We start from the raw sequence: 13,235 nt of genomic DNA, 5'->3' as shown, positions 1-13,235 counted from the left end.
GGGGGTTTTATGCAAACCGAACGTATGACCATGGCCCAGGCGCTGGTCAGATTCCTTAATCAACAATACGTTAGCGTTGATGGTAACGAAACGCCCTTTGTGGAGGGCGTGGCAACGATCTTTGGGCACGGTAACGTGCTCGGTATCGGCCAGGCGCTGGAGCAGGACCCCGGCCATCTGCAGGTGATGCAGGGCTGTAACGAGCAGGGGATTGCCCATATGGCGACGGGATTCGCCAAACAGCATCGCCGCCAGCGTATTTTTGCCGTCACCTCATCCGTTGGGCCTGGTGCTGCCAATATGGTGACGGCGGCCGCGACGGCCACGGCGAACCGTATTCCGCTCCTGCTGTTGCCGGGCGATATCTACGCCAGCCGTCAGCCGGACCCGGTGTTGCAGCAGATCGAGCAGTATCACGATCTCAGCATCAGTACCAACGACTGTTTCCGCCCGGTCTCCCGCTACTGGGACCGCATCAACCGTCCTGAACAGCTCATGAGCGCGATGTTAAGCGCGATGCGAACGCTTACTGACCCCGCAAATACAGGGGCAGTGACCATTTGCTTACCTCAGGATGTGCAGGGGGAAGCCTGGGATTACCCCCTGAGTTTCTTTGCGCGTCGTGTGCATCATATTGAACGCCGTCCACCTGACCCGCAGCGGCTGGCGCAGGCTCAGGCATTGATTGCCCGCAAGTGCCGTCCGCTGGTGGTATGCGGCGGCGGCGTGCGTTACTCCGGTGCGCATGAGGCGTTACGGGAATTTGTTCAAACGCTGCAACTGCCGTTTGCCGAAACTCAGGCCGGAAAGGGGGCGCTGGTAAGCGATCACCCGCTTAATCTGGGGGGCGTCGGTGTGACGGGCGGAATGGCCGCCAACCAGCTTGCGCCGCAGGCTGACTTAGTAATTGGCATCGGCACGCGTCTTACTGATTTTACCACCGGCTCCAAGGCGCTCTTTTCCCATCCGGACGTCGAGTTCCTGCTGCTGAACGTGGCCGAGTTTGACGCCCTGAAGCTGGATGCCACCGCGCTGATTGCCGATGCCCAAACCGGGTTGACGGCCTTGACCCACGCGCTGAAAGATTATCGCAGCGGCTGGGGAGAGGCGATCGCTGAGGCGAAATCCGCCTGGCGCGACGAGTGCCGTCGCCTGTGGGATCGCCAGTGGCGTCCGGACGACGCGCCTGAAGTGGCAGGGCACCTTGATGCGCAGCTCATGGAATACGGTGAAACGCTCAACACCCGCCTGACCCAGACTCGGGTGCTTGGGCTGATCAACCAGCATGTTGAAGATGACGCCATCGTGGTGGGCGCGGCCGGTTCGCTGCCGGGAGATTTACAGCGCCTCTGGCAGATCAAAACGCCGGACAGTTACCACCTGGAGTACGGTTACTCCTGTATGGGGTACGAGGTCGCAGCGGCCATCGGCGCGAAGCTGGCAAAACCTCAGCAGCCGGTGTACGCCATGGTGGGTGATGGTTCGTACATGATGCTGCATTCAGAGCTGCAAACCGCCGTACAGGAGGGCATTAAGGTCACCATTCTGCTGTTTGATAACGCCAGCTTCGGCTGCATTAACAACCTGCAGATGGGGCACGGAATGGGGAGTTTTGGCACGGAAAACCGCTACCGCAACCCGAAAACGGGTCGGCTTGACGGGCCACTGGTGAAGGTCGATTTTGCGCAAAACGCGGAAAGCTACGGCTGTCGAGCATGGCGAGTTCATGACGAGCAAAGCCTGCTGACGGCGCTGGAAGCCTCGCGCGCCCACCCGGGGCCGACGCTCCTCGACATCAAAGTGCTGCCGAAAACGATGACCCATGATTACGCGTCATGGTGGCGAACCGGCGATGCGCAGGTGGCTGAGTCGCCAGCGGTGCGCCAGGCCGCCGAGCAAACGCAGGCTCAGGTGAAAAAAGCCCGTCAGTATTGAGATTTCCTGCCATAACGAAATTTTCATTTCATTTTTCTTTTTCCCCTCACCCTGACCCTCTCCCAACGGGAGAGGGGACGGTACGGTGCGGTTTTCACTCCCTCGCTCCTTTGTAATGGAGGGGCATACCTTCCTCCATGTTGTGAGATTGATAACAAAATTTATCTCATACATCTCAAAAGTGTTAACTCGCACTCAAAAACATAATTTTCACTATTTATAAAAATGAAATAAATGTTTTATTTATAGTGTCGTTAGTTCACAGCATTCACCAACACCGGGAGCCGTTATGTTTAACATTGCTTTACTGGGCGCTGGCCGAATTGGCCAGGTACATGCAGCTAACATCGCCAGCCACAGTGCGACCACGCTCTGGTCCGTGGTTGACCCGAATCAGGAATTCGCCACCCGTCTCGCCACGCAATATCAGGCGCGTCAGCAGAGCTTGGATGAGGCGATGACCGACCCGAACGTTCATGCCGTACTGATCGCCTCCGCGACCGACACCCACGCTGATCTGATTGAAATGGCCGCTCGTCACGGCAAAGCCATCTTCTGTGAAAAACCGGTACACCTTGATCTTGCCCGCGTACGCGACTGCCTGAAGGTGGTCAGGGAGTATGACGTACCGCTGTTCATCGGCTTTAACCGTCGCTTTGACCCGCAGTTCCGTCGCGTGAAAACCGACGCTCAGGCCGGGCGTATCGGCAAACCGGAATCGCTGCTGATCATCTCCCGCGATCCGTCCCCACCGCCTGCGGAGTACGTGCGTGTTTCCGGCGGCATGTTCCGCGATATGACCATTCACGACTTTGACATGGCGCGCTTCATCATGGGTGAAGAGCCGGTGTCGGTGTATGCCCAGGGCAGCAATCTGGTGGATCCGGCGATTGGCGAAGCGGGAGATATCGACACCGCGTTTATCGTTCTGAAGTACGCCTCCGGCGCGATGGCGACCATCGTCAACAGTCGCCGCTCTTCATACGGCTACGACCAGCGCCTGGAGCTGCACGGCTCCGAAGGGCTGCTGTGCGCGGGCAATATCCTTGAAAACCAGGTGCAGCACTACGGCAAACAGGGTTGCACCAGCGCGCTGCCGGAACACTTCTTCCTGCAACGCTACAAATCCGCTTACGCCGCGGAATGGGAACACTTTGTTGCGGTCCTGCGCGGCGAAGCGGTACCTGATTGCAGCGGCGATGATGGTGAACGTGCGCTGTACCTCGCGGATAAAGCGCTGGAATCACTGCGTTGCCAGCGCGAGATCGTCCTCTAAACACAACAACCCTACACAGAGAGACATAATAATGAAAAAACTGATCTTAGCCGCCCTCATCGTCATGACATCCGGGGCCGCCCTCGCCGAAAACGAGCAACTTGTTTTCAGTACACCAAACCTGGCCATGCCGTTTGAAGTTCACATGCAGCGCACGGCGGTGAAAGCCGCAAAAGAGATGGGCGTGAAACTTCAGGTACTGGACGGTCAGGGCAGCTCACCGAAGCAGGTGGCTGACCTGGAAAACGCCATCACCCGTGGTGCGCAGGGCTTTATCGTCTCCCCGAACGATGTGAACGCGGTCTCCAGTGCGGTAGATGAAATTCAGGATGCGAAGCTGCCGGTTGTGACGCTTGATCGCTCCGTCGATAGCCAGAAAAAAGTGCCGCACTTTGGCGCCAATAACTACAAGGGCGGCCAGGCGATTGGCGACTTCGTCAAAACTAAATTCCCCAACGGCGCAGACATCATTCTGTTGACCGGCCAGCCGGGCTCCTCCTCCAACATTGAACGCACCAAAGGGATCCGCGACAGCCTGAAGGCGGGTGGGGATAAGTACAAGATCGTCGCCGATCAGACCGGCAACTGGATGCGTTCGGAAGGGATGCGCATTGTCGAAAGCGTTCTGCCGTCGCTGCCGAAACGTCCGCAGGTGATCCTCTCCGCCAACGATGATATGGCGCTGGGGGCGATTGAAGCGCTGCAGAGCCAGGGTGTGAAGCCGGGCGAAATTCTGGTGACCGGCTTTGATGCGGTACCGGAAGCGCTGGCCCGCGTGCGCGACGGCTGGCTGGCGGTAACGGCGGATCAGCGCCCGGGCTTTGCGGTGACCACGGCGATGAGCCAGCTGGTGGCTAACGTACGTGAGAAAAAAGCCATCACCGGGGCGGACTATCCGCCGACGCTGATCACCAAAGAGAACCTGCAGCAGGCTGAGCGTATTGCTGAGGCCGGTAACTGATTTGTCCGGAGCCGCCGTACGGGCGGCTCCCCATAAATAAGGAGCAGGCTGATGTCGCAACCCTTACTGAAAGTAACCGACCTGGCAAAAAGCTTTTCCGGCGTATGGGCGCTGAGCAGCGCCCAGCTCACCGTCGGCACGGGTGAAATTCACGCTTTGCTGGGCGAAAACGGCGCCGGGAAATCCACGCTGTTGAAGGCACTCGCGGGCGCACAGCCGCAGACGCGCGGAGAGATCTGGTTCAACGGTGAAACGCTGCCGGTGGACGACTCCCCGGTAGAACGGCAGAACAAGGGCATTATCACCATCTATCAGGAATTCAACCTGCTGCCCAACATGACCGTCGCGGAAAACATGTTTCTCGGACGCGAACCGCGCAAACGTAACCTGATCGTCGACGAAAAAGCGGTCAATCAGGAAGCGCAGGTGATTCTCGATTATCTGCAACTGAATGTCGCACCGACCACGCCCGTCGCTCGTCTGAGCGTGGCCCAGCAGCAAATGGTGGAGATTGCCCGGGCGCTGACCCTCAATGCCAGGCTGATCATCATGGATGAACCCTCCGCCGCGCTGAGTGACAGCGAGGTGGAAAGCCTGCACCGCGTGGTGCGGGAGCTTAAAAACCGTGGCGTGAGCATTATTTATGTCACTCACCGCCTGCATGAAGTTTTCCAGCTTTGCGATCGTTTCACCGTTTTCCAGGATGGCCGTTTCACCGGCACCGGCGCGGTAGCGGAGACCAACGTAGAGCAGTTGATCCGCCTGATGGTAGGGCGTGACGTGGCCTTTAACCGCCGCCCTGCCAGCGAAACCCATCATCAAGACAAACCTGTCCGTTTGTCGGTGAAGGGGTTAAGCCGGGAAAAACCGCCGCTGGATCCACACGGTATCGCTCTGCATGACATCAGTTTCCACGTCCACGCCGGGGAAGTCTTAGGGATTGCCGGGCTGGTGGGGGCTGGCCGTACCGAGGTGGCGCGCTGCCTGTTTGGCGCTGACGCCTTTACTTCAGGCAGCTTTGAGCTGGACGGCGTGCCGTACCAGCCGCGCGACCCGCTTTATGCCCTCGATCAGGGGGTGGCACTGGTACCGGAAGACCGTAAGAAAGAGGGGGCGGTGCTGGGGCTGTCGATTCGCGACAACCTGTCGCTCTCCTGCCTCTCCTCGTTGCTGCAGTGGCGCTGGTTCGTGAATACCCGCAAAGAGGACGACCTGATTGAGTCTTACCGCCAGGCTCTGCAGATCAAAATGGTCAACAGCGCGCAGGAGGTGCGCAAGCTCTCTGGCGGCAACCAGCAGAAAGTGATCCTCGCGCGCTGCATGGCGCTCAACCCGCGGGTGCTGATTGTCGATGAGCCGACGCGTGGCATCGACGTCGGGACCAAATCGGAAGTGCACCAGGTGCTGTTTGATATGGCGAAAAAGGGCGTGGCGGTGATTGTGATCTCCTCCGATCTGCCTGAAGTGATGGCGGTGTCTGACCGGATCATCACGCTCAGTGAAGGCCGGGTAACTGGCGAGATCCACGGTGACGACGCTAACGAAGAACGGCTGATGACGATGATGGCCATCAACCACAACGCCCTGAACGCGGCATAACGGAGTTTCTCATGACGCAGATGATTTCTAAAACGCAGGCCCCGGTCAAACGCGCCGGACGCATCGATCCCATCGCCTTCTTCGAGCGCTTCGGGGTGCTGATTTTCATGATCCTGCTGCTGATCTTCTTCCAGTCGCAGAACAGCAACTTTTTCTCTGAACGCAATATTTTCAACATCCTGACCGAAGTCTCCATCTACGGAATTATGGCCGTGGGGATGACCTTCGTTATTCTGACCGCCGGGATCGACCTCTCCGTGGGCTCCATTCTGGCGGTGTGCGCCATGACCGCGGCCTACGTGATCAAAGGCGACAACTTCACCACCGTTGACCCGAACGCCTGGGGCGGCATGAGCTGGCTGATTGGGCTGGGGATCTGTCTGGCCATGGGCACGGCGATTGGTTTTCTGCACGGTCTGGGCGTCACCCGCCTGCGCCTGCCGCCGTTCATCGTCACCCTCGGCGGGATGACCATCTGGCGCGGCCTGACGCTGGTGATTAACGATGGCGCGCCGATCGCCGGTTTCGATCAGGGCTATCGTTGGTGGGGGCGCGGGGAGCTGCTCGGCATCTCCATTCCGATCTGGATCTTTGCCATCGTCGCCATCGGCGGTTATCTGGCGCTGCATAAAACCCGCTGGGGGCGCTTCGTCTACGCCATTGGTGGCAATCCGGAGGCGGCACGTCTGGGGAGCGCCGAGGCGGTGGCCGGGATCTCCTTTGAGCTGCGCGTTATTGCTTCAGTAGTCATTGGCGGCACGTCGTTGATGGGCGGCTACGGACGCATCGGTGGCACGATTATCGGCTCCATCATCATGGGCATTCTGATTAACGGCCTGGTACTGATGAACGTCTCGGCCTACTACCAGCAAATTATCACCGGATTAATTATCGTTCTGGCGGTGGCATTCGACACCTATGCCAAGAGCCGTCGCGGCGCACTGTGAGGATCACGATGAAAGAGGTTCGTATTGGATTGATTGGCACCGGGTATATCGGCAAGGCGCATGCCATTGCCTATGCCCAGGCCCCGACGGTGTTCAACCTGCGCGGCAAACTGGTGCGTGAGATGGTGGCGGAGGTGAACCCGACGCTGGCGGCAGAGCGCGCGCAGGCGTTTGGCTTCAATCGCTCAACCGGTGACTGGCGGGCGCTGGTTGCCGACCCGGCCATTGATGTGGTGGATATTTGCTCCCCCAACCATCTGCATAAAGAGATGGCGCTGGAGGCGATCCGTCACGGCAAGCATGTTTACTCGGAGAAGCCGCTGGCGCTGAATGCCCACGACGCGCGCGAAATGGTCGACGCCGCGAAGCGGGCAGGGGTGAAAACGCTGGTGGGGTTCAACTACATGAAAAACCCGACGGCGCAGCTGGCGAAAGAGATTATTGCGCGCGGCGAAATTGGAGAGGTGATCCACTTCTACGGCACCCACAACGAAGACTATATGGCCGACCCGCTTTCCCCCATTCACTGGCACTGTTTTAAAGAAACCGCCGGACTGGGCGCACTGGGTGACCTGGCGGCGCATATCGTCAATATGGCCCAGTACCTGGTGGGGGAGATTGAGCAGGTTTGCGGCGATCTGAAGATTGTGGTGCCGGCACGTCCGGCGAAGGCCGGATCGTCGGAAATGGTCGCCGTGGAAAATGAAGATCAGGCCCACGCGATGGTGCGCTTCGCGGGTGGGGCGCAGGGCGTCATTGAAACTTCCCGCGTCGCCTGCGGCCGCAAGATGGGGCTTTCGTATGTGATCACCGGGACGAAAGGTGCCATCAGCTTCACCCAGGAGCGGATGGCGGAGCTGAAGCTTTATCTGCATGACGATCCGGTGAACCGTCAGGGGTTCCGCACGCTGCTGGTCGGCCCGGCACACCCGGACTACGGCGCGTTCTGTATGGGTGCAGGCCACGGTATTGGCTTTAACGATCAAAAAACGGTGGAAGTGCGTGACCTGGTAGACGGCATCGCCGCCGACGCGCCGATGTGGCCGGACTTCGAAGAGGGCTGGAAGGTCTCGCGCGTGCTGGACGCCATCGCACTCTCACACCAGCAAGGCCGCTGGCTGAACGTGAATGACATTGTCTGAAGAGGGTTCAACGTGGAAAAGCAGTTTGATGTGATATGCATGGGCCGCGTGGCGGTAGACCTCTACAGCCAGCAGATTGGTGCCCGTCTGGAGGATGTGTCGAGCTTCGCCAAATATCTCGGCGGCTCGTCCGGCAACGTGGCGTACGGCACCGCGCGTCAGGGCCTACGCTCGTCAATGCTGGCGCGTGTCGGCGATGAGCATATGGGACGTTTCCTGCGGGAAGAGTTAAACCAGGTGGGCTGCGATACCAGCCATCTGATCACCGATAAAGACCGCCTCACGGCGCTGGTGCTGCTCGGCATTAAAGACCGGGACACCTTTCCTCTGATTTTTTATCGCGATAACTGCGCGGATATGGCGATTACCGCCAGCGATGTGGACGAAAGCTACATTGCCTCCGCACGGTGTCTTGCCATCACCGGGACTCACCTTTCTCACCCGCAGACCCGCGAGGCGGTGCTGACGGCGCTGAATTACGCCCGCCGTCACGGCGTGCGCACGGTGCTGGACATCGACTACCGTCCGGTGCTGTGGGGGCTAACCTCCTTAGGCGACGGCGAAACGCGTTTTATCGCCGCCGATCAGGTCACCCGCGAGCTGCAGGAAGTGCTGCACCTCTTCGACGTCATTGTCGGCACCGAAGAGGAGTTTCATATTGCCGGGGGCAGCACCGATACGTTGCAGGCGCTGGCGCAGGTGCGCCACGTCAGCAAGGCGACACTGGTGTGCAAGCGCGGCGCGCTTGGATGCTCGGTGTATACCGATGCTATTCCCCCTCGGCTGGACGACGGCCTGACGGTGACCGGCGTGCGCGTGGAGGTGCTGAACGTCCTCGGCGCGGGGGATGCGTTTATGTCCGGCCTGCTGCGCGGTTATCTGAACGACGAGGGCTGGGAGCAGGCGTGCCGCTACGCCAACGCCTGTGGGGCGCTGGTGGTCTCGCGGCACGGCTGTGCGCCGGCGATGCCGAGCAAAATCGAGCTGGATGATTACCTCTCCCGCGCCGCGCTCGTTCCACGCCCGGATCTCGACCCGCGTCTAAACCATCTGCACCGGGTGACCACCCGCCGCCGCGAGTGGCCGGAGCTGTGCGTGATGGCCTTCGATCACCGCAGCCAGCTTGAGGATATGGCGCTGCAATGCGGCGCGTCGCTCAAACGCATTCCGGCCCTGAAGCAGCTGATCCTGCAGGCCAGCCGCGAGGCGGCAAGCTCTGCCGGGCTGGAGGGGAAAGCCGGCCTGCTGTGCGACGGTACCTTTGGTCAGGATGCGCTGAACGCCATCACCGGGGAAGGGTGGTGGATTGGTCGTCCCATTGAACTGCCGGGATCGCGTCCGCTGGAGATGGAGCACGGCAACATTGGTACCCAGCTTATCAGCTGGCCGCAGGAGCACGTGGTGAAGTGCCTGGTCTTTTTCCATCCGGAAGATGCCCACGGCCTGCGTCTGGAGCAGGAGCAGAAAATCGCTGAGGTGTACCACGCCTGCTGTCAGTCCGGACATGAACTGCTGCTGGAGGTGATATTGCCCGCCAGCATGCCGCGCAGCGACGAGCTCTACCTGCGCGCCATTTCCCGTTTCTACAACCTGGGCATCTACCCCGACTGGTGGAAACTGCCGCCGCTCTCTGCCGGGGGCTGGACGGCGCTGAGCGAGATTATCGCGCGCCGGGACCCGCACTGTCGCGGCGTGGTAATCCTGGGTCTGGATGCTCCGGCAGAACAGCTGCGTGCCGACTTCAAAGCCGCATCGGGACAGGCGCTGGTAAAAGGCTTCGCCGTGGGACGCACGCTGTTTGGCGATGCCTCCCGCGCATGGCTGAAACACGATATTGACGATGCGCAGCTGGTGGCGCGCATTCGGGACAACTACCTGCAGCTTATCGCCTGGTGGCGCGAGCGCGGACACGCATAATGGAGACGACAATGAGTGTACAACTGGGCATCAACCCGCTGACGTGGACGAACGACGATCTGCCTTCACTGGGCGCAGAGACATCTCTGGAGACCTGCCTGAGCGAAGGGAAAGAGGCCGGATTCGCGGGGTTCGAACTGGGTAATAAATTCCCACGTGAAGCGCGCCTGCTCGGCCCCATCCTGCAGCGTCACGACCTGCAGCTGATCTCCGGCTGGTATTCCGGCCGCCTGCTGGAACGCAGCGTTGAAGACGAGATTGCTGCCGTGCAGTCCCACCTGACGCTGCTGCGCGAGCTGGGGGCGAAGGTGCTGGTTTTTGCGGAAGTGAGCGGCTGCATTCACGGCGAGCAGCAGACGCCGGTTCACCTGCGCCCGCGTTTCCCGCAGGAACGCTGGAAAGAGTATGGCGAGAAGCTCACCGAATTTGCCCGCTATACGCAGCAGCAGGGAGTACAGATTGCCTACCATCATCATATGGGCACGGTGATTGAGTCCGCTGAAGACGTGGACAACCTGATGATCCACACTGGCGATGCGGTGGGGTTACTGCTGGATACCGGCCACCTGACCTTTGCCGGGGCCGATCCGCTGGCGGTGGCGCAGCGCTGGGTGTCGCGCATCAACCACGTTCACTGCAAAGACGTGCGTGCCGACGTGCTGGCGGACGTCAAAAACCGCAAAACCAGTTTCCTCGATGCGGTGCTGAGCGGCGTGTTTACCGTGCCGGGCGACGGCTGCGTGAACTACCCGCCGATCATGCGACTGCTGAAAGCGCAGGACTATCACGGCTGGCTGGTGGTGGAGGCCGAGCAGGACCCGGCGATTGCCCATCCGCTGACCTACGCCCGTCTGGGGTATAACAACCTGAGCCGCCTGGCGCGCGACGCCGGGCTTATCTGAGGAGGTGCCATGTCACGTCTGTTATCGCGCTGGCAACAGCCGAACGTTGAGGGGCGGACTCAGTCCGTCACGCCGGAAAGCGCCGGTTGGGGGTATGTCGGCTTTGAGACGTATGAGCTGCAGGAGGGGCAGACGCTGACGCTGCCCGCCGTCAGCGAAGAGCGCTGCCTGGTATTGGTGGCCGGGCGCGCTTCCATTAGCACGCCTTCTGCACAGTTTACTGACATCGGCGAGCGGATGAGCCCGTTCGAGCGCATCAAACCCTGGGCGGTGTACGTCACCTCACAGGAGACGGTGCAGGTGAAGGCGCTAACGAAAGTCGAGCTGGCGGTCTGCGCCGCGCCCGGCAAAGGGACGTACCCGACGCGGCTGATAGCCCCGCAGGATATTGACGGCGAAGCGCGTGGTAAGGGCCACAACCAGCGCTACGTGCATAACATCCTGCCGGAAAACAAACCCGCCGACAGCCTGCTGGTGGTGGAGGTCTGGACCAACGAAGGCTGTACCAGCTCGTACCCGAGCCATAAGCACGACACGGACAACCCGCCGCAGGAGACCTATCTGGAGGAGACCTATTACCATCGCCTCAACCCGGGACAGGGATTCTGCATGCAGCGTGTTTACACCGACGACAGAACGCTGGATGAGTGTATGGCGGTCTACAACCGGGATGTGGTCATGGTGCCGAAGGGCTATCACCCGGTGGCGACAATGGCCGGGTATGACAGCTACTACCTCAACGTGATGGCCGGGCCGGTGCGCAAATGGATGTTCACCTGGGAAGAGGACCACGCGTGGATTAATCGGGATTATCCCGCAGAGAGGGGGGACTGAGACGGCCTTTCTTGTCGGGTGGCGCTGCGCTTACCCGACCTACGAAATCGTAGGCCCGTGCAAGCGTAGCGCCGCCGGGCGAATTTTTCTCAGTGCATCCGCCTTGCCTGCTCAATCGTCCGGGCGATAGCCTCCGGCTGGCTCACCATCGACACGTGGCTTGCCGTCACCTCGACGGTTTTCGCATGGATCGTCTTCGCCATCGCGCGCTCAAGAGCGGGGTTGATCATTCGGTCATTCTTGCTGACCACAAACCAGCTCGGTTTCTCGTGCCACGCCGCGTGGGCAACCTTTTCACCAAACGCCTCGACCTTAATTGGCCCCTGCGTGGCTGCAATCGTATCTTGAATGGCTGGCTTCACGTCAGGCGCGAAGTCCTTCCTGACGGCTTCTGTCGGCAGGTATAAATAGCCGTCCGCCGTTTTAGCAATGCCCGCACTGCCCGGCGGGGCAGGATAGCTTCCTGCCAGATCCGCCGTCGACTGACCGGAATCCGGCGCGAACGCCGCCACGTACACCAGCGATTTAACCCGCGCATCGTTGCCTGCTTCGCTAATCACGGTGCCTCCCCAGGAGTGGCCCACCAGCACCACATTCCCGTGTGCACGGGCGATGGCTCGCTGCGTGGCCGCTACGTCATCTTTTAGCGATGTCAGCGGCAACTGGACGGCTATAACCTCGGTGTGTTGTTTTTGCAAAAGAGTAATCACCTTATTCCAGCTGCTGCCGTCGGCAAACGCGCCATGCACCAGCACCACGCTGGTTTTACTCTCCGCCAAAGCACTGGCCGAAATCGCCAGCAAACCCGCTGTCAGTAACGATAATGCTTTCATCTTCAGGCTCCTCAGAAATGGTGGACCGGCGCATGCGCTGGCACGGTGAATTCAAGAGTTTTATGGTCAAGAGGCTTATGCGTTGGGTCGGCCAGAATAATGGTCACCTTGTGTTTTCCAGCGGGCGGTTGTGGGTGTTCCAGCGGCGCAACGGCGGCGGGACCGTTAACGTCAGTGGCGCTGAGGTTGTCCAGAGGGGCGGCCTGGACATATGCGACGGATGCCAGGGCGAGTAGGGGGAAAAGTGTGTATCGACGAATCATCGGTGTCTCTCCTCATCGGTTCTGAATGACGACAGGGAAAGAAAACCATTTTTATGTATCAGAGATATTTGCCGGAGGCGGCGTTTTGTACCCGTTTGTCAGCGTGGCGCTGTGGATACAGTGCGATACAGTTTGCCGGGCTGCAGGATAAGATCCTTAGCAAAGGGATTGCAGGCATTATTCAAAGAGTGCAAAACCCTCCGGCGGCCTAGCGGTCAGCGGTGTCGACGGTCAGACTGGATTGCTGTGACTGGGTCTTATCCTGATGGTGATACCAGGCGCCAATCGAAGAGTAAACGAAGCGGCCAAAGAAAAACAGGAAGCTGATGAGCAGTATGATGCGGGTCATTCGGGTGTTAAATCGATGTCGTTTGCGCATACGCGTGGCCTGACTCACTGTGTTTTTCCTGGACATGCCCTTTTGGGCGATAGGGATATTAAGGCACAGCGGGAAGAGGGGGTCAATTCTGCAATGTGTAAATAACCGTCAATAGTTACATTAATTAATGTTATTAGAGTTAATAATTACATTTACCATATTGATAATGTGAAGAAAATTATTGCAAAAAAATCGGCAGAAAAGGTTGTTTGCGTAAAGTAGTTTGATTTAAGTCAACGGATTCCCT

At 59.4% G+C, this 13,235-nt stretch carries 12 protein-coding genes; 9 read left to right on the top strand and 3 right to left on the bottom strand.

From position 1 onward, the window contains the following. Positions 1-9: 9 nt before the first annotated feature. The 9 genes from iolD to iolB all read left to right on the top strand — a co-directional run bounded on the left by iolD (position 10) and on the right by iolB (position 11,513). Entirely contained in the window at positions 10-1,935 is a 1,926-nt protein-coding gene (iolD, locus tag LCD46_16480) for a 3D-(3,5/4)-trihydroxycyclohexane-1,2-dione acylhydrolase (decyclizing) (GenBank protein ID UOY69654.1), read from the top strand. Positions 1,936-2,224: 289 nt separating this feature from the next. Next, positions 2,225-3,211 carry an inositol 2-dehydrogenase gene (iolG, locus tag LCD46_16475; protein ID UOY69653.1) on the top strand — a complete coding sequence of 329 codons (987 nt, stop codon included), beginning with the start codon at positions 2,225-2,227 and terminating at the stop codon, positions 3,209-3,211. Positions 3,212-3,242: 31 nt separating this feature from the next. Further along, on the top strand, positions 3,243-4,172 hold the full coding sequence (locus LCD46_16470) for a sugar ABC transporter substrate-binding protein (GenBank protein ID UOY69652.1): 930 nt from the start codon (positions 3,243-3,245) through the stop codon (positions 4,170-4,172). A 51-nt stretch (positions 4,173-4,223) separates the two neighbouring features. After that, positions 4,224-5,771 carry a sugar ABC transporter ATP-binding protein gene (locus LCD46_16465; GenBank protein ID UOY69651.1) on the top strand — a complete coding sequence of 516 codons (1,548 nt, stop codon included), beginning with the start codon at positions 4,224-4,226 and terminating at the stop codon, positions 5,769-5,771. Between the two features lie 11 nt (positions 5,772-5,782). Continuing rightward, the gene (locus tag LCD46_16460; protein UOY69650.1) at positions 5,783-6,718 is read left to right on the top strand and encodes an ABC transporter permease; all 936 of its coding nucleotides are present in this window, start codon (positions 5,783-5,785) and stop codon (positions 6,716-6,718) included. Positions 6,719-6,726: 8 nt separating this feature from the next. Next, positions 6,727-7,860: a Gfo/Idh/MocA family oxidoreductase gene (locus LCD46_16455; protein ID UOY69649.1), complete on the top strand. Its 1,134-nt coding sequence runs from the start codon at positions 6,727-6,729 to the stop codon at positions 7,858-7,860. Positions 7,861-7,872: 12 nt separating this feature from the next. After that, entirely contained in the window at positions 7,873-9,777 is a 1,905-nt protein-coding gene (gene iolC / locus LCD46_16450; protein ID UOY69648.1) for a 5-dehydro-2-deoxygluconokinase, read from the top strand. An 11-nt stretch (positions 9,778-9,788) separates the two neighbouring features. Continuing rightward, positions 9,789-10,679, top strand: coding sequence for a myo-inosose-2 dehydratase (gene iolE, locus LCD46_16445; GenBank protein ID UOY69647.1), 891 nt, complete (start codon positions 9,789-9,791; stop codon positions 10,677-10,679). A gap of 9 nt (positions 10,680-10,688) precedes the next feature. Continuing rightward, a complete protein-coding gene (gene iolB, locus LCD46_16440; protein UOY69646.1) occupies positions 10,689-11,513 on the top strand; it encodes a 5-deoxy-glucuronate isomerase in 825 nt (274 codons plus the stop codon). 89 nt (positions 11,514-11,602) lie between these two features. On the opposite strand, the gene LCD46_16435 is transcribed toward iolB, so the two are convergent. From LCD46_16435 to LCD46_16425, 3 genes are all read right to left on the bottom strand, one after another. Next, positions 11,603-12,346 (bottom strand): alpha/beta hydrolase, encoded by a 744-nt coding sequence (locus tag LCD46_16435; protein ID UOY69645.1) that lies wholly within the window; start codon positions 12,344-12,346, stop codon positions 11,603-11,605. Between the two features lie 11 nt (positions 12,347-12,357). Further along, positions 12,358-12,609 (bottom strand): DUF6130 family protein, encoded by a 252-nt coding sequence (locus LCD46_16430; GenBank protein UOY69644.1) that lies wholly within the window; start codon positions 12,607-12,609, stop codon positions 12,358-12,360. A 208-nt stretch (positions 12,610-12,817) separates the two neighbouring features. After that, positions 12,818-13,006: a YfgG family protein gene (locus LCD46_16425; GenBank protein ID UOY69643.1), complete on the bottom strand. Its 189-nt coding sequence runs from the start codon at positions 13,004-13,006 to the stop codon at positions 12,818-12,820. Positions 13,007-13,235 lie beyond the last annotated feature (229 nt).

This window comes from Enterobacter ludwigii (assembly GCA_023023105.1).
In the GTDB taxonomy this organism is placed as follows: domain Bacteria; phylum Pseudomonadota; class Gammaproteobacteria; order Enterobacterales; family Enterobacteriaceae; genus Enterobacter; species Enterobacter adelaidei.
The sequence above is the reverse complement of the archived record's forward strand: the minus strand, read 5'-3'. Positions and strand labels throughout refer to the sequence as shown.